Below are 15,578 nucleotides of genomic sequence, written 5' to 3' on the forward strand. Positions count from 1 at the left end.
ATATTTTTATCAGTTTCTGCTGACCATATAATATGGGGAATGGAAGTGGGAAGAGGTGAGAGGTGCGAGGTGTGAGGTACGAGGGCTACTGTTCACACCCCATTTTATCCCTAGGATTTCAGATCATCATAACCATATTTTTATCAGTTTCTGCTGGCCATATAATATGGGAATGGAAGTGGGAAGAGGTGCGAGGTGTGAGGTGTGGGGTACGAGGGCTACTGTTCACACCCCATTTTATCCCTCGCCCCTCAGACCTCTAACCTCTCACCTCTAACCTCAGACCTCCCCCTTGACGTAGGCCGGCAATTGTGATAGAGTATTCCCGGCAAAGACAATTGTATTTCATGGAAAGACAGGTCAGGGAGGTTTGATGACCGAGGAAAACTACTACGTCCTGAAGGAAAAGGCAGTTCCGGAGGTACTTTTAAGGGTTGAGAAGGCCAAGAGGCTTTTGGAATCCGGCAAATGTCTTTCTGCATCAGATGCAGCGGAAAAGGCCGGCATCTCCAGGTCGAGCTTTTACAAGTATAAGGATGAGATATTTAAGTACAGTAAGAGACGGCGGGGAAGAAGGCTCACGGTCATAATCAGGACTCTTGATGAGCCGGGGATCCTTTCAAGGATCCTTGCGATAATCGCTGATCTCGGGGCCAATATACTTACCATCCATCAGGCGGTCCCGGTAAACGGAGTTGCGGCGATCACGCTTTCTATAGATATTCCGATGAAAATGGATATTTCCGTGATTACTGAGAGGATTGAGAAAACAGCCGGTGTTTCCTATGCGAAGATACTTGCTGAGGAGCCGGCCCAGGACTGATGATCCAAAGAAACAGGTTTTGCTTACACTTGGTTGTAGAAAGAAAGGATGACAGATGAAAGCAGCTATAATGGGTTTTGGAACCATTGGAAGCGGCGTCGCGAAGACACTTGAGGTTAATCGCGATATTATTGCAGAAAGAGTCGGAGAGCCTATCGAACTGGCTAAGGTTCTTGATATCCGCGATTTTGAGGGCGAAAAGATAGCGCCTCTTATCGTTCATGATTATATGGATATAGTAAATGATCCACAGATCCGTATCGTTGTCGAGACAATGGGCGGAGTAGAGCCGGCATATACATTTGTAAAGGCAATGCTTATGGCAGGTAAGCATGTGACTACATCAAACAAGGCCCTGGTGGCTGATAAGGGAGCAGAGCTTATAGAGATAGCAAGAGAGCATAATGTAAACTTCATGTTCGAGGCATCTGTAGGCGGCGGTATCCCTATTATAAGGACTATAAACTCCTGCCTGACAGGAGACGTGGTCGAGTATATGGCCGGGATCGTAAATGGAACGACCAACTATATGATGACAGAGATGACTGAAAAGGGAGCCGATTTCGATGAGGTTCTGGCGATGGCTCAGGAGAAGGGCTATGCCGAGAAGGATCCTACAGCTGATATAGAGGGCTACGATGCCTGCAGGAAGATAGCAATCCTTACATCTCTTGTAGCCGGAGCTCAGGTGGATTACAAGGATATTCCTACAGAGGGCATAACCTCTATCACAAAGGAAGATATGAAATACGCTTCAGCTCTTGGGCGCAAGATAAAGCTGCTTGCGACAAGCACAGAGTCAGGAGACAGTTATGCCTGCCGTGTGGCGCCTTTCCTTCTTGCACCGGATAGTCCGCTTTACAGCGTGGACGGAGTTTTCAATGCAGTGCTTGTCCATGGAAATATATTAGGAGACGGAATGTTCTACGGCTCAGGAGCCGGATCGCTTCCTACGGCATCGGCTGTGGTATCTGATATGGTAGAGATAGCTAAGAACATAGATCATAATATCCCTCTTGAGTGGAAGCAAGAGAAGCTTGTTCTTGCTGATCCAGGGGATGATGAATATCGCTTCTTCGTCCGTACCATGGACGATCAGGGAGTGATCGAGGCAGCATTCGGAGAGGTCAGCTATATAGACAGCGATTTCGTACCGGGAGAGGTTGGCTTCGTAACGAAGAAGATAAAGCAGGCTGATTTTGACAGGGCAAGAAAGAATCTGCCGGGCTTTGTTAATAGTATTAGATTTGCATAGGAGACACAATGTTAATAGTCAAGAAGTTTGGTGGTACTTCGGTAGCGAACAAGGAGAGGATTTTCAATGTTGCTTCGCGCTGTATCGAGGACTACAAAAAAGGAAACAAGGTAGTGGTGGTGCTCTCTGCAATGGGAGATACCACGGATGATCTGATCGCAATGGCAAAGGATATAAATCCGGATCCCCCAAAGAGAGAAATGGATGCGCTTCTTTCCACAGGAGAACAGGTGTCAGTTGCACTTATGGCAATGGCAATGGCTTCCCTTGGAGTTCCAGCAGTATCTTTAAATGCCTTTCAGGTAGCCATGCATACGACTCATCATCATATGAATTCGAGGTTCAAGAAGGTAGATACAGACAGGATAAACGCAGAGCTTGATCAGGGAAAGGTCGTAATCGTGACCGGCTTCCAGGGGGTCAACAGATATGATGATGTAACAACACTTGGAAGAGGAGGCTCAGATACTACAGCAGTTGCCCTTGCTGCAGTCCTTGGAGCCGACGCCTGCGAGATCTATACAGATGTCGACGGAGTATATACAGCAGATCCGCGCATAGTTCCGAATGCGAAAAAGCTCAAGGAGGTCTCCTATGATGAGATGCTTGAGCTTGCTACACTTGGAGCTCAGGTGCTGCATAACAGATCTGTAGAAATGGCAAAGAAGTATAACGTGCCTCTCGTGGTACGTTCAAGTCTTACAAAGGCAGAGGGTACTGTCGTTAAGGAGGTAACAAAAGTGGAAAGCATGCTGGTAAGCGGAGTTGCAGTAGATAAGGATGCAGACCGTATCGCTCTTATAGGATTAAAGAATGAGCCGGGTATCGCATTCAAGGTATTTGATCTTCTCGCAAAGAAGAATATAAATGTAGATATGATCCTCCAGTCTATCGGCCGTGAGGACACGAAGGATATTTCGTTTACTGTAGATGATTCACAGGCTAAGGAGGCTGTCGATCTGTTAAAGGAGAATCAGGACCGTCTGACCTTCCAGAAGCTTGTTGAGGAGGAAAACGTTGCCAAGCTTTCTATAGTAGGAGCAGGAATGCAGTCCAATGCAGGGGTTGCGGCAAAGATGTTCGAGGCGCTCTATGACGTTGGAGTAAACATCCGTATGATCTCTACCTCAGAGATCAGGATCACAGTTCTTATAGATATCGATGATGTGAAGGTTGCTATGAGAGCAGTTCACGATAAGTTTATCGATGATGACAATAACTGATCATTGCTGGTTCAATACTGTTTCAATGTAAATTAGAAAATCGGGACCTTTGGTCCTGATTTTTTTGTAATAATTACCCGAACCGTTAAGAAGTGTTTATGAATGGTTTTAATGCTGTTAAAAAAAGACAAAAATATATTGAACGTATATACGTGTAATAGTAATTTTTCACAAAAATGAAGTCTCGAAATTGTTCAAAATATACAAAAATTTCATTTGACTTTATTTTTTCGTTGTATTAAAATTCGTTCGGAATTGAGAGTATGTGAAAGGAAGTGAGCGCTTTTGAATACGCTTGTTACTTCGCTGAAGGAAGACCTTAATGTAAGGACGGTCTTTAAGATACCTCTGTTCGGAGGTATTCCAGTTTATGAATCTGTGGTACTCACATGGATCATAATGGCGGCAGTCCTTGTCATATGTCTTCTGCTCACGAGGAACTTAAGCGTGGAACACCCGAGAAAGAGACAGCTGCTGCTTGAGAGCGGCGTCGAGAAGCTGTTTGACTTCTTCGGAGAGACAATCGGAGAGAAGGGAAAGCGGTATGTCCCTTACCTGCTGTCGGTTCTTATATACATAGCTATATCGAACCTGATCGGCATAATAGGGTTCAAACCGCCTACAAAGGACATGAATGTCACGATCGCCCTTTCCCTTATGAGCATTATCCTGATAGAGGCGAGCGGGGTTGTCGAAAAGGGACCAAAGAGGTTCCTTCACAGCTTCGCAGAGCCTATGCCGGTGATTACGCCTATAAATATCCTGGAGATATTTATCAGGCCACTGTCACTGTGTATGCGACTTTTCGGAAATGTGCTCGGATCCTTTGTTATAATGGAGCTTTTAAAGCTTGTGGTCCCGGTAGTGGTCCCGGCGCTTGCTTCGTTGTACTTTGATATCTTCGATGGCCTGATCCAGGCTTATGTATTTGTATTTCTTACATCTCTGTTTATCAGAGAATCTGTTGAATGATTTTAGGAGGAAAATAAAATGACAGCATCATTATTCGTAGCAATCGGAGCCGGAATCGCAGTTCTTACAGGTATCGGCGCAGGACTTGGAATCGGTAAGGCAACAGCAAGTGCAGTTGATGCGATAGCAAGACAGCCGGAGGCAAGCGGAAAGATCCAGAGCTCACTTCTCTTAGGATGCGCTCTTGCAGAGGCAACAGCTATTTACGGATTCGTTATCTCACTGCTTATAATCCTGTTCCTGAAATAATAGGAGGCGCCTATGCTTTCGATCAATTTCTTTAACATCCTGTTTACGATAGTAAACGTACTGATCATATACTGGATCCTTGACAAGTTCCTTTTCAAGCGTGTGATGAAGGTCATAAGCGAGAGAAAGGACGACATAAAGGAAAAGTATGATGAGGCAGAACGCCGCGAGCAGGATGCTGAAAAAGAAAAAAAGAAATACATGCAAAAGCAGGATGCAGCAGAACAAGAAGCGGCTAAGATCATAAGAGAGGCCCGCCTTGAGGCAGATAAGATCCATGACAGGAGGATAAAGGAGGCCTCAGTCGAGGCAGACCATATCAGAGATAAGGCAAGAATAGACGCTAAGGATATCAAGGAGAGAAATCTCGCTGAGAGCCGTGAGGCCATAAGCGCTCTTGCCATGATGGCTGCTAAGAGGATCCTGGAGAACGGCGGTGAGAGCGATGCAGCAGGAAAGAATTCGTAATAATGCTATTGTCCTTTCACAGCTTTCGATCGACAAGGAAGAGATCCTTGAATATCTGCGCGAGACTGATTCACTGAATGAGTATCAGAGCTTTATGAAAAGCCCGGTGATTCCAAGCAGGGTTAAGGAGGATGTCGAGAGACAGATCTCAAAGAAGGCAGGCCGTTCAAAGCTATTTACGGACTTTCTTATAGTAATGATAAGAAATCATAATGAAGGCCTACTTGCGGATATTATCCGTGAATACATACGGATAGAGGATCAGAAGGCTGGTTTTCTTGATGCCGAGCTTTGCTATGCAAAAGAAGAGGATATTGTCTCAGGTGAGAAAAAGGCTAAGAAGGAGCTTATGGAGCTTTTCCCGGGAAAGCAGTTCCGTTTCTGCCTAATGCCTGATCCCTCACTAATAGGAGGCTATATCGTAAGATGTAATGGCTATGAGATAGACCACAGCTACAAAGGACAGTTGAAACAATTGGAAGATAGAATTAACGGGAGGTGAAGATCATGGCAGCAATCAGCGCTACCGATATTATCTCCATCATCAAGAGTGAAATAGAGAATTTTGATGCTGATTTCCAGGCTAAGGAGACAGGGTCTGTCATAAGTGTCGGAGACGGAATAGCCAGGATATATGGTATCGATCATGCCCAGTATGGTGAGATAGTGGTCTTTGATAACGGTGTCAAGGCGATGGTCCTTGATATCAAGGAACACGAGATCGGCGTGATCCTGTTCGGACGCGACAGCGGCATCCATGAGGGAAGCCGGGTGGCTCGTACAGGCAAGAGAGCCGGAATCCCTACTGGAGACGCGTTTCTTGGAAGGGTTATAAATGCCCTTGGAGAACCTATTGACGGAGAGGGAGAGATAAAGGAGGACGAATACCGTCCGATCGAGCATGAGGCTCCTGGTATCATAGACAGAAAGTCTGTTGACACTCCACTTGAGACAGGAATCCTCTCGATCGACTCCATGTTTCCAATAGGACGTGGACAGCGTGAGCTTATAATCGGAGACAGACAGACAGGAAAGACCTCGATCGCTACTGACACTATGATCAACCAGAAGGGCAAAGGGGTCATCTGTATCTATGCAGCAATAGGTCAGAAGGCATCTACGATCGCAAGAGTTGTAAACAACTTAAGAAAATGTGACGCGATGGATTATACCGTTGTCGTTGCCGCTACAGCGTCTGATCCTGTTGCCTGCCAGTACATAGCTCCTTATGCAGCCACCTCTATGGCAGAGCATTTCATGGATCAGGGAAAGGACGTGCTGATCATCTATGATGATCTTTCCAAGCACGCAGTTGCCTACCGTGCAATCTCGCTTCTCTTAGGCAGGTCTCCGGGACGTGAGGCTTATCCGGGAGATGTCTTCTATCTTCATTCAAGACTTCTCGAGAGATGTGCAAAGCTTTCAGACGAAAAGGGAGGCGGATCCATAACGGCCCTTCCTATAATAGAGACTCAGGACGGCGATGTATCGGCATATATTCCTACAAATGTCATTTCGATCACAGATGGACAGATCTTCCTCGAGACCAGGCTCTTCTTTGAGGGCCAGCGTCCTGCGGTAAATGTAGGACTTTCGGTATCCCGTGTCGGCGGAGCCGCTCAGACAAAGGCCATGAAGAAGGCCAGTGGTACCATAAGAATCGATCTTGCGCAGTACAGGGAGCTTGAGGTATTCACCCAGTTCTCATCAGACCTTGATGACAACACCAAGGCACAGCTGGCTCATGGTAATGCACTTATGGAGCTTTTAAAGCAGCCTCTAAATCATCCTCTTTCAATGGCGGATGAGGTCATCACATTAGTGCTTGCTCAGGAGAAGTTCTTCGATGATGTCGAAAAGAAGGATGTCAAGAAGCTGCAGCAGGATGTGATTTTTGCTGTAAGGGATAATGCCGCTGACGCCTACAATACTCTTGCTGAAAAGAAAGAGCTTACCGATGATATAAGGAAGCGGATAATTGATGCCGCAAACGCATATAAAGCATCGAGGTGATAGCTGATGCCTTCAACCAAGGAAATCAAGGAGAGGATATCAAGCGTGCGTGATACATTAAAGATCACCAACGCCATGTATCTGATCTCCTCATCAAAGCTGAAAAAGGCTAAAAAATCGCTGGCTGATACAGAGCCCTTCTTCTATTCTCTTCAGAGTGCGGTTACACGAATGCTTCGTCACGCTCCGGATATGAAGAGTCCGTTCTTCTATGATAATGAAGATAAGGATGATACAGACAAGAAGGCCGGTATTCTGGTCGTTACAGCAGATAAGGGACTGGCAGGAGCCTATAATCACAATGTCATAAAGATCATGGACCAGGAGCTTTTGAAGTACAAGGATTCAAGGGTATACTGCATGGGACAGATCGGAGAACATTATCTCGAGTCCCGTGGAGTCGAGATCGACAAAGAATTCAACTATGTCGTGCAGGATCCTAATCTTTCAAGAGCCAGAAGGATAACAGAGCAGCTCGTAGATGATTATCTTGAGCACAGGGTAGATAAGATCATTATGATCTATACCAGAATGGAAAATGCTCTGACTGAGACAACTGAGGTCAGGCAGCTTCTTCCTCTGAGGAGGGAAAGCTTCATCGATCCAAATGCGGCTCGTATCATGGCTGACGTTCCGGTAGAGACGATTAAATTCGTTCCGTCGCCGGAGGATGTGATGAGAAGGATAGCTCCTGAATACGTGACAGGCTTCGTATATGGAGCTTTAGTCGAGTCCTTCTGCTGCGAGCAGAATGCCAGAATGACAGCTATGCAGGCTGCTACTGATGCGGGCGATGAGATGCTTAAGTCACTAAGCACTGAGTATAACCGCGCCAGACAGGCAGCCATAACCCAGGAGATAACAGAGATAGTTGCAGGAGCAAGAGCCCAGGCTGAAAGCAGATAGCCCTTTGCCAGCACATGGATCTCTGATCCCTAAAGGAGAATAACATGACAGGAAAAATAATACAGGTTTCAGGACCGGTGGTGGATGTGGTTTTTGACAGCGAGTCGCTGCCGCCGATCCGCGAGGCTCTGTCAGTAGATAATAATGGTAAAAAGTGCATAATGGAGGTTGCCTCCCATCAGGGTAACCATATAGTCCGTTGTATTATGCTCTCGGCCTCTGAGGGTCTTTCAAGAGATATGGAGGTCACAGATACTGGAAGTGGCATAAAGACTCCTGTCGGAGAAAAGACACTTGGAAGACTCTTTAATGTACTAGGAGAGACAATAGACGACGGCGATCAGATCAAGGATGCTCCTTGCTGGGAGACTCACAGACAGCCGCCTGCATTCGAGGATCAGAAGCCGGCAACAGAGATGCTTGAGACAGGTATCAAGGTCATCGATCTTCTTGCGCCATACGCTAAGGGTGGAAAGATAGGACTTTTCGGAGGAGCTGGTGTAGGAAAGACAGTCCTCATTCAGGAGCTTATCTCCAATGTCGCAACAGAGCATGGCGGATATTCGATCTTCACCGGAGTAGGAGAGCGTTCCCGTGAGGGAAATGACCTCTGGACAGAAATGAAGGCAAGCGGAGTCCTTGAGAAGACTGCCTTAGTCTTCGGCCAGATGAATGAACCGCCTGGAGCACGTATGAGGGTCGCAGAGACCGGTCTTACAATGGCTGAGTATTTCCGTGACCATGATAATAAGGATGTGCTTCTTTTCATAGATAATATTTTCCGTTTCACTCAGGCAGGATCCGAGGTGTCGGCTCTTCTTGGCCGTATGCCTTCAGCAGTAGGATATCAGCCTACACTTGCTAATGAAATGGGTGAGCTGCAGGAGAGGATCGCTTCTACAAAGAACGGTTCTGTAACCTCTGTTCAGGCAGTATATGTGCCGGCCGATGACCTGACAGACCCGGCACCTGCGACGACATTCACACATCTGGATGCGACCACCGTTCTTTCAAGAAAGATAGTTGAACAGGGAATCTATCCGGCTGTAGATCCGTTAGGATCCACATCACGTATCCTTGAGGCCGATGTGGTCGGTGAGGAGCATTACGAGACAGCCAGAAGAGTTCAGGCTATACTCCAGAAGTATAATGAGCTGCAGGATATCATTTCCATTCTGGGAATGGAGGAGCTGTCTGATGAGGATAAGACTCTTGTTTACAGAGCGCGTAAGATCCAGAGATTCCTCTCACAGCCTTTCCATGTGGCAGAGCAGTTCACCGGTGTACCGGGAGTCTATGTGCCTGTAGAGGAGACCATAAAGAGCTTCAAGGCTATACTTGATGGTGAGATGGATGACTATCCTGAGAATGCATTCTTTAACGTCGGAACGATTGAGGATGTAAAGAAAAAGGCCAGGGCCCAGGAGGACTGAAATGTTCTATCTTAAGGTAATTGCCGCCGACAAGACCTTCTACGCCGGCTTTGCTGATTCGGTAAATTTCCAGTCTCATGACGGAAGGGAGCAGATCCTTTCCCATCATGAGAATATGGTTATTGCATTAAATGAAGGAGAAATAGAGATCACTCCTGCTCTTAACGCCGGAAACGGCGCTGATATAAGCAAGGGCCAGGTAATAACCGGTCTTGCCGGCATAGGCTTCGCCGAGGTCATAAATAACCGTGTGACTATCATTGTAGAGTCATGCGAAAGACCTGAGGAGATCGACGTGCGTCGTGCCAGGGAGGCAGAGGAACGCGCCAGGGAGAAGCTGCGTCAGAAGCAGAGTATTCAGGAGTATTACCATTCGAGAGCTTCGCTCGCGAGAGCGATGGCAAGGCTGGCAGCAGCGAAGAAGAAGGGTGAGGGATGAGGGCCTGACCCCTATCCCCAAACCCCTAAATATGATATAATCTTTCCATCACCAAAATCCCGTCTATAGAAAGGAAACATGATGGAAAAGAAAGAAAAGAAAAGCTCTTTTACCGGGCAGCTCGGTTTTGTTCTTGCAGCGGCCGGCAGCGCTGTCGGTGTGGGAAATCTATGGAGATTTCCATATCTTGCGGCAAAGGACGGGGGAGGATTATTCCTCATTATCTATCTTATTTTAGTTCTAACATTTGGATTTACCCTTCTTACAAGTGATATCACGATCGGAAGAAGGACAGGGAAAAGTGCCATAGGTGCATATGAAAAGATGCGCCATAAATGGAAATTTCTAGGTGTCCTCACTTTTCTTGTACCGGTAGTGATAATGACCTATTATGCAGTAATAGGCGGATGGATCACAAAGTATATGGTTGCCTTTATTTGCGGACAGGGAGGATCAGCAGCTGAGGACGGCTATTTCCAGTCGTTTATAAGTGATCCCCTCCAGTCGGTAATCTATGCGGTCATTTTTATGGTGATCACAGCTATAATCATATACAGGGGCGTTGAAAATGGGATCGAGGCCTGCTCTAAGTTCATGATGCCTGTACTTCTGGTGCTGATAGTTTTTGTGGCTTTTTATTCACTTTTTATCAAACATGGAGATCGTACAGGCTTTAAGGGCTTTCTCGTATATATTACTCCTGATATAAAGGGACTTACGATAAAAAAATTCATGGCAGTCCTTCTTGATGCTATGAGCCAGCTCTTTTTCTCCCTTTCAGTATCAATGGGAATAATGATCACCTATGGATCCTATGTAAAAAAGGATGTCGATCTCAATAAGGCAGTAGGACAGATAGAGATCTTTGATACAGGAGTCGCTCTTCTTGCTGGAATGGCAATAATACCAGCAGTATTTACCTTTTCAGGACTTAAAGGAATGAATGCCGGTCCGGGACTAATGTTTATTTCTCTTCCAAAGGTCTTTGCCTCGATGGGAGCTGTAGGAAACGTAGTCGGTGCTGCTTTTTTCATAATGGCCTCATTTGCAACTCTTACCTCCTGCATTTCGGTGCTTGAGGCGATAGCGGCTAACTGTATGGAGGTCTTCCATACAAAAAGACATTCAACGACACTGGCACTGGGAATCATATATACGATAGCCTCGGTCGTTATAGCCTTAGGCTACAGCGTATTCTACTGTGAGATACCTCTTCCGAATGGAAGCACAGGACAGCTTCTTGACCTGATGGACTATGTTTCCAATTCAGTCATGATGCCGTTTATATCACTTCTGTCAACGATCCTGATAGGCTGGATAGTAGGACCAGACTGGATCACTGATGAGATAGAATCAAGCGGTGTGAAATTCCGCAGGAAAAAGCTCTATATAATAATGGTAAGGTTCGTCTGTCCGGTAATAATGGTTGCGCTCTTTATGCAGTCAACAGGTATTCTGGCAAGGCTATAGGTGATGCTATGAAAAGGCAGAAGCAGAATGTAGAATTCAGATATTATGAGATGCCCAAGGGGGAGTATGTCCTCCCCAAGCTTGGAGACGGATGGATCCTTGAGTATGGCGAGGGCATGAGCGAGTCAGATCTGCATTTCCATAATTATATGGAGTTGGGCTACTGCTACTACGGCGATGGGACTGTCGTGATAGAGGACAGGAAATATAACTATGGCAAGGATAACTTTACTATCATCCCTAGGAATGTGATCCATACGACCAAGTCGAGGGAGGGTCACAGGGATAAATGGGAATTCCTCTTTATCGATATTGACGGATTCGTGCAGAATGAGATGAGAGACTGCGAAATGAATCTGGACGATATAGCTGCCAATGTAAACAGCAGGGGAACCTTAAAGACCATGCGTAATCATCCCTATCTGTGCAGGATCGTACAGGATATAATAGCAGAATGCAGGAAGGATTCGCGCTATAAGAAAACAGCTCTTAAGGGCCTGCTTTATCTTCTTGTTATCGAAATACTTAGAGTAAATGAGGAAAGAGAGGACAGGGTAAGAAAAGTCGGAAAGATGAATACCTATCTGACCGATACGATAGAATTCATTGGCAAGCATTATTCCGAGGATATAAAGGTTGGAGACCTGGCTGAGATAGCCGGACTATCCGAGAGTCATTACAGGCGGATATTTGAGGAGAGCATGAATATGAAGCCGCTGGAGTATGTGAATATGGTCAGGATAGATAAGGCCTGTGATATGATAAGTCATGGAGATATGACGATGGAAGAAATTGCATATAAAGTCGGATATGTGACGCTTTCAACCTTTCACAGGAACTTTGCCAGATATACGGGAATGAGCCCGCTTCACTGGAAGAAGAGCGGTGGAAACCAGCTTGCTGAGATGAGTATTACGGCCAAAAAGGGCTGGGAGGCCTACGGGGTCAACCGCTGATAAGACAATCTAACATTGTGCATTTTTACCAAGTAAAAGTGCAAAAACGATTATTAAGCTCGAAATTGCATATTTCGGGCTTTTTTTTGTGAACACAGATCAGAGACAGACTGCTATAATCTGTATCGTAAACAAGATAAGTCGCCGTAAGGGACCGGCGAAATAAATGAAAATGACCAAAGGAGGGTTATTTTATGAAGAAGAGATTATTGTCAGTGATACTGGCCGCAACTATGACGGCAGCTCTGATGGCAGGATGCGGAGGCAATGGGTCGAAGTCCTCATCAAAGAAGTCAGCTGCAAAGGGAGTGGATACCTCAAAGGAAGGTGACCACGAGCTGTCTGTATATGCCTGGGATAAGAATTTCAATATCCCTGCTCTTGAAGCAGCAGAAAAGGCATATCAGAAAAAGGATCCTGATTTCAAGCTGAAGATCATAGAGCAGTCACAGTCCTCCGACGTTGAGGATGCTGTAACTCTTGCCGGATCATCAAATGACTACAGCGCTCTTCCAGATATAGTTCTATTCCAGGACCATTACTTCAACAGATATGTGCATGATTATCCAAAGGCATGGTCAGATGCTATAAATAAGACGAACATCAACTGGGATGATTTCGGACAGGAGAAGCTTTCCTATTCGACTATCGATGGTACTCACTATGGAGTGCCGGTGGATAACGGTACAGTGATCTTCGCATACAGGACCGATATACTGAAGGAATGCGGATACACTATCGATGATCTGACTGGAATCACATGGGATAAGTTTGATGAGATAGGAAAGAAGGTCTATCAGAAGACAGGCAAGTATCTTCTTTCGATGGACGGAGACGGAAACGATCTTCCTTATATGATGCTTCAGGCAGAGGGAGTTTCCCAGTTCAAGGATGGAAAGCCGAATTTCGTAGACAATAAGACCATGGTAGACATTATCAATGTGATAGCAAAGCTTCAGAAGGACAATGTCCTCTATCTGGCAAATGACTGGTCTGACTACACAGATCAGACTATCGTAGGAGATATGGTAGCAGGTGTAATGAACGGAAACTGGATCATCCCTACCATAGAACAGGTAAAGGACAATTCAGGAAAATGGGAGATCACTTCCATGCCTACTCTTACAGGCGCTGAAGGATATGCTTCAAACGGGGGCTCATCACTTTACATCACATCAAACTGCAAGAAGACAGATCTCGCAGCTGATTTCCTGGCATACACCTTCGGGGGTGGAGATGGTGCCAAGGAGACCTATGATGCAGCACTTACAAACGGTGGTGTGATCACTACAAACATCACCTGCGGTAAGTCAGATGTCTATACAAAGGGAGTTGCATACTTTAATGACCAGCCTATCTATCAAAAGATAGTTGAGATGGGAAGTAAGGTAAATACAGTTGAGCAGAGCGATTATCACTACATAGCACGTGAAAATGTAGCTGCAGCCATCCATAATATCATAGATGGTACCTCTGTAAAGGATGCCTTAAAGGAGGCACAGGATCAGGTTACATTCGCAATGGAAGGTAACGATCAGAAATAAGAGATATATATTTTTGGACTAGAGAGGGCGGGAAATCGGATGACCGGTTTCCCGCTTGTCTTAAAAAGGATGATCCCCGAAAGGAGGAAATCAAGTTGAATAATAAAGGTATACAGACAAAGCAGAGAGCAGCGGGATTCATGTTCCTTCTTCCGGCTACTGTCCTGATCTTTGTGATGAGCTTCTGGCCAATAGTAAGGGCATTTATCATTTCCCTGCAGACAGGCTCATCAGCAGATCTGCACTGGGCGAAGCCAGTTTTCTGGAACTATATGAGGATGTTTAAGGACAGGAAATTCCTTCTGACTATGGGAAACACCTTTCTGTATCTTATCATTCAGGTTCCTATAATGCTGATTCTGGCTATTCTTTTAGCCCAGCTGCTTAATAACAAGGATTTGAAGTTCAAGGGGCTCTTCCGTACCATGGTATTTCTGCCATGTGCGACATCTCTTGTATCATACTCACTGATTTTCAAATCACTTTTTGCCACACAGGGCCTTATAAATACTGTCCTGAGGCATCTTGGTATCATCAGTCAGAATATCAACTTCCTTGGAAATACTGGAACAGCAAGGGCAATTATCATCATAGCCCTGATCTGGAGATGGACAGGCTACAATATGGTATTCTATCTTGCAGGCCTCCAGAACATAGAATACTCAGTGTATGAGGCAGCCAAGATAGACGGAGCAAATGGCTGGAAGACCTTCTGGCATATAACGGTGCCGCTGCTAAAGCCTACTATAGTGATGACCTTTATCATGTCTATAAACGGAACCCTTCAGCTCTTTGATGAGTCAGTAAACCTGACAAAGGGAGGTCCGTCATTTACAAGTATGACAATGTCCCACTATATCTACAACAACGCATTTGGAACAGGTGTAGCAAACTTCGGATATGCTTCGGCTATGTCCTTTGTAGTATTTGTCCTTGTGGCAGTTCTTGCCGTGATCAATATGAAAGTAGGTGATACCCGTGACTAAGAAGAAAAATAAATCTGCAATTCAGAGAAGACTTATACCTACATATGTATTCCTGATCATCTGGTCTCTGATCTCGGTATTCCCGCTCTTCTGGATGATAACCGCTGCAACGAACAATACAGTAGACGTGGCTCGTGGTAAGATCTGGTTCGGGACGGAGGCTCTTAATAACTTTACCAAGCTCTTAAACTACAGCAAGGATATTTCACTCTGGGGAACCATGTGGAACTCCTTCTTCTACGCAGTATTACAGACGCTTCTCTGCCTCTTTATATGCTCGCTCGCCGGATTCGGCTTTGAACTCTATCACGACAAGATAAAGGACGGACTGTTCTCGGTTCTGCTTCTTGCAATGATGGTGCCTCAGGTTGCAACTATGATACCTCTTTTCAAGATGATATCATCCATGCACCTTCTTAACACATCAGTAGCATTCATACTTCCGGCTATCTCGACACCATTTATGATAATGATGTTCCGTCAGAATTCGAGGAATTTCCCGGTTGACATAATGGAAGCCGCAAGACTAGACGGACTCTCAGAGATAGGGATCTTCTTTCGGATGTATATGCCTGTAATGAAATCCACCTATGCTGCAGCCGCAGTTATCTGTTTCATGAATGCCTGGAATGCATATCTCTGGCCAAAGGTAGTCATGAACCAGCCTAAGGCCCAGACCATGCCTATGCTTATAGCGAATATGGCAAGCGGATATACTACAGACTATGGAATGCTTATGATGGGTGTGCTGTTCTGCTCAGTACCTACGATGATAATCTTCTTCGTGCTCCAGAAGCAGTTTGCAGAAGGAATCACAGGATCAGTAAAATAAGGAGGGATT

The 15,578-nt window shown here is 45.6% G+C and carries 16 protein-coding genes; all 16 read left to right on the forward strand.

Features of this window, described 5'->3' with window-relative positions; genetic code table 11:
- The first annotated feature begins 370 nt into the window (after positions 1-370).
- The 16 genes from ACTNCK_RS09295 (at position 371) to ACTNCK_RS09370 (ending at position 15,569) form a co-directional block, all read left to right on the forward strand.
- The gene (locus ACTNCK_RS09295; protein ID WP_441082244.1) at positions 371-823 is read left to right on the forward strand and encodes an ACT domain-containing protein; all 453 of its coding nucleotides are present in this window, start codon (positions 371-373) and stop codon (positions 821-823) included.
- A gap of 55 nt (positions 824-878) precedes the next feature.
- Positions 879-2,078 carry a homoserine dehydrogenase gene (locus tag ACTNCK_RS09300; protein WP_441082245.1) on the forward strand — a complete coding sequence of 400 codons (1,200 nt, stop codon included), beginning with the start codon at positions 879-881 and terminating at the stop codon, positions 2,076-2,078.
- A gap of 8 nt (positions 2,079-2,086) precedes the next feature.
- The gene (locus ACTNCK_RS09305) at positions 2,087-3,301 is read left to right on the forward strand and encodes an aspartate kinase (RefSeq protein WP_441082246.1); all 1,215 of its coding nucleotides are present in this window, start codon (positions 2,087-2,089) and stop codon (positions 3,299-3,301) included.
- A 285-nt stretch (positions 3,302-3,586) separates the two neighbouring features.
- The gene (locus tag ACTNCK_RS09310; RefSeq protein WP_441082247.1) at positions 3,587-4,273 is read left to right on the forward strand and encodes a F0F1 ATP synthase subunit A; all 687 of its coding nucleotides are present in this window, start codon (positions 3,587-3,589) and stop codon (positions 4,271-4,273) included.
- A gap of 18 nt (positions 4,274-4,291) precedes the next feature.
- The gene (atpE, locus tag ACTNCK_RS09315) at positions 4,292-4,522 is read left to right on the forward strand and encodes an ATP synthase F0 subunit C (protein ID WP_441082248.1); all 231 of its coding nucleotides are present in this window, start codon (positions 4,292-4,294) and stop codon (positions 4,520-4,522) included.
- 12 nt (positions 4,523-4,534) lie between these two features.
- Complete coding sequence (locus ACTNCK_RS09320) at positions 4,535-4,990, forward strand: ATP synthase F0 subunit B (protein WP_441082249.1); 456 nt, start codon at positions 4,535-4,537, stop codon at positions 4,988-4,990.
- Positions 4,968-5,492, forward strand: coding sequence for a F0F1 ATP synthase subunit delta (locus ACTNCK_RS09325; protein ID WP_441082250.1), 525 nt, complete (start codon positions 4,968-4,970; stop codon positions 5,490-5,492). Before ACTNCK_RS09320 ends, ACTNCK_RS09325 begins: the two co-directional genes overlap by 23 nt.
- 5 nt (positions 5,493-5,497) lie before the next feature.
- Positions 5,498-7,003 (forward strand): F0F1 ATP synthase subunit alpha, encoded by a 1,506-nt coding sequence (gene atpA / locus ACTNCK_RS09330; protein WP_441082251.1) that lies wholly within the window; start codon positions 5,498-5,500, stop codon positions 7,001-7,003.
- A 6-nt stretch (positions 7,004-7,009) separates the two neighbouring features.
- The gene (gene atpG, locus ACTNCK_RS09335) at positions 7,010-7,909 is read left to right on the forward strand and encodes an ATP synthase F1 subunit gamma (protein WP_441082252.1); all 900 of its coding nucleotides are present in this window, start codon (positions 7,010-7,012) and stop codon (positions 7,907-7,909) included.
- Between the two features lie 44 nt (positions 7,910-7,953).
- Entirely contained in the window at positions 7,954-9,342 is a 1,389-nt protein-coding gene (atpD, locus tag ACTNCK_RS09340; protein WP_441082253.1) for a F0F1 ATP synthase subunit beta, read from the forward strand.
- A 1-nt stretch (position 9,343) separates the two neighbouring features.
- Positions 9,344-9,781, forward strand: coding sequence for a FoF1 ATP synthase subunit delta/epsilon (locus tag ACTNCK_RS09345; protein WP_441082254.1), 438 nt, complete (start codon positions 9,344-9,346; stop codon positions 9,779-9,781).
- Positions 9,782-9,859: 78 nt separating this feature from the next.
- Entirely contained in the window at positions 9,860-11,251 is a 1,392-nt protein-coding gene (locus ACTNCK_RS09350; protein WP_441082256.1) for a sodium-dependent transporter, read from the forward strand.
- Positions 11,252-11,259: 8 nt separating this feature from the next.
- The gene (locus tag ACTNCK_RS09355) at positions 11,260-12,207 is read left to right on the forward strand and encodes an AraC family transcriptional regulator (protein ID WP_441082257.1); all 948 of its coding nucleotides are present in this window, start codon (positions 11,260-11,262) and stop codon (positions 12,205-12,207) included.
- A 194-nt stretch (positions 12,208-12,401) separates the two neighbouring features.
- Entirely contained in the window at positions 12,402-13,751 is a 1,350-nt protein-coding gene (locus tag ACTNCK_RS09360) for an ABC transporter substrate-binding protein (protein WP_441082258.1), read from the forward strand.
- 140 nt (positions 13,752-13,891) lie between these two features.
- Positions 13,892-14,737, forward strand: a complete 846-nt coding sequence (locus tag ACTNCK_RS09365) for a carbohydrate ABC transporter permease (protein WP_441082314.1) — start codon at positions 13,892-13,894, stop codon at positions 14,735-14,737.
- A complete protein-coding gene (locus ACTNCK_RS09370; protein WP_441082260.1) occupies positions 14,730-15,569 on the forward strand; it encodes a carbohydrate ABC transporter permease in 840 nt (279 codons plus the stop codon). The genes ACTNCK_RS09365 and ACTNCK_RS09370 overlap by 8 nt, the downstream gene beginning before the upstream one ends.
- Positions 15,570-15,578: the final 9 nt, after the last annotated feature.

It is taken from the genome of Candidatus Weimeria sp. HCP3S3_B5, from assembly GCF_052064335.1.
Lineage (GTDB): Bacteria > Bacillota > Clostridia > Lachnospirales > Lachnospiraceae > Weimeria.

Bases quoted from the DNA above. Each gene is read 5' to 3' on its own strand.
- atpG (WP_441082252.1), top strand. From the start codon at position 7,010: ATGCCTTCAACCAAGGAAATCAAGGAGAGGATATCAAGCGTGCGTGAT.
- atpD (WP_441082253.1), top strand. From the start codon at position 7,954: ATGACAGGAAAAATAATACAGGTTTCAGGACCGGTGGTGGATGTGGTT.
- atpA (WP_441082251.1), top strand. From the start codon at position 5,498: ATGGCAGCAATCAGCGCTACCGATATTATCTCCATCATCAAGAGTGAA.
- ACTNCK_RS09350 (WP_441082256.1), top strand. From the start codon at position 9,860: ATGATGGAAAAGAAAGAAAAGAAAAGCTCTTTTACCGGGCAGCTCGGT.
- ACTNCK_RS09360 (WP_441082258.1), top strand. From the start codon at position 12,402: ATGAAGAAGAGATTATTGTCAGTGATACTGGCCGCAACTATGACGGCA.
- ACTNCK_RS09355 (WP_441082257.1), top strand. From the start codon at position 11,260: ATGAAAAGGCAGAAGCAGAATGTAGAATTCAGATATTATGAGATGCCC.
- ACTNCK_RS09300 (WP_441082245.1), top strand. From the start codon at position 879: ATGAAAGCAGCTATAATGGGTTTTGGAACCATTGGAAGCGGCGTCGCG.
- ACTNCK_RS09325 (WP_441082250.1), top strand. From the start codon at position 4,968: ATGCAGCAGGAAAGAATTCGTAATAATGCTATTGTCCTTTCACAGCTT.
- atpE (WP_441082248.1), top strand. From the start codon at position 4,292: ATGACAGCATCATTATTCGTAGCAATCGGAGCCGGAATCGCAGTTCTT.
- ACTNCK_RS09365 (WP_441082314.1), top strand. From the start codon at position 13,892: ATGTTCCTTCTTCCGGCTACTGTCCTGATCTTTGTGATGAGCTTCTGG.
- ACTNCK_RS09305 (WP_441082246.1), top strand. From the start codon at position 2,087: ATGTTAATAGTCAAGAAGTTTGGTGGTACTTCGGTAGCGAACAAGGAG.
- ACTNCK_RS09320 (WP_441082249.1), top strand. From the start codon at position 4,535: ATGCTTTCGATCAATTTCTTTAACATCCTGTTTACGATAGTAAACGTA.
- ACTNCK_RS09345 (WP_441082254.1), top strand. From the start codon at position 9,344: ATGTTCTATCTTAAGGTAATTGCCGCCGACAAGACCTTCTACGCCGGC.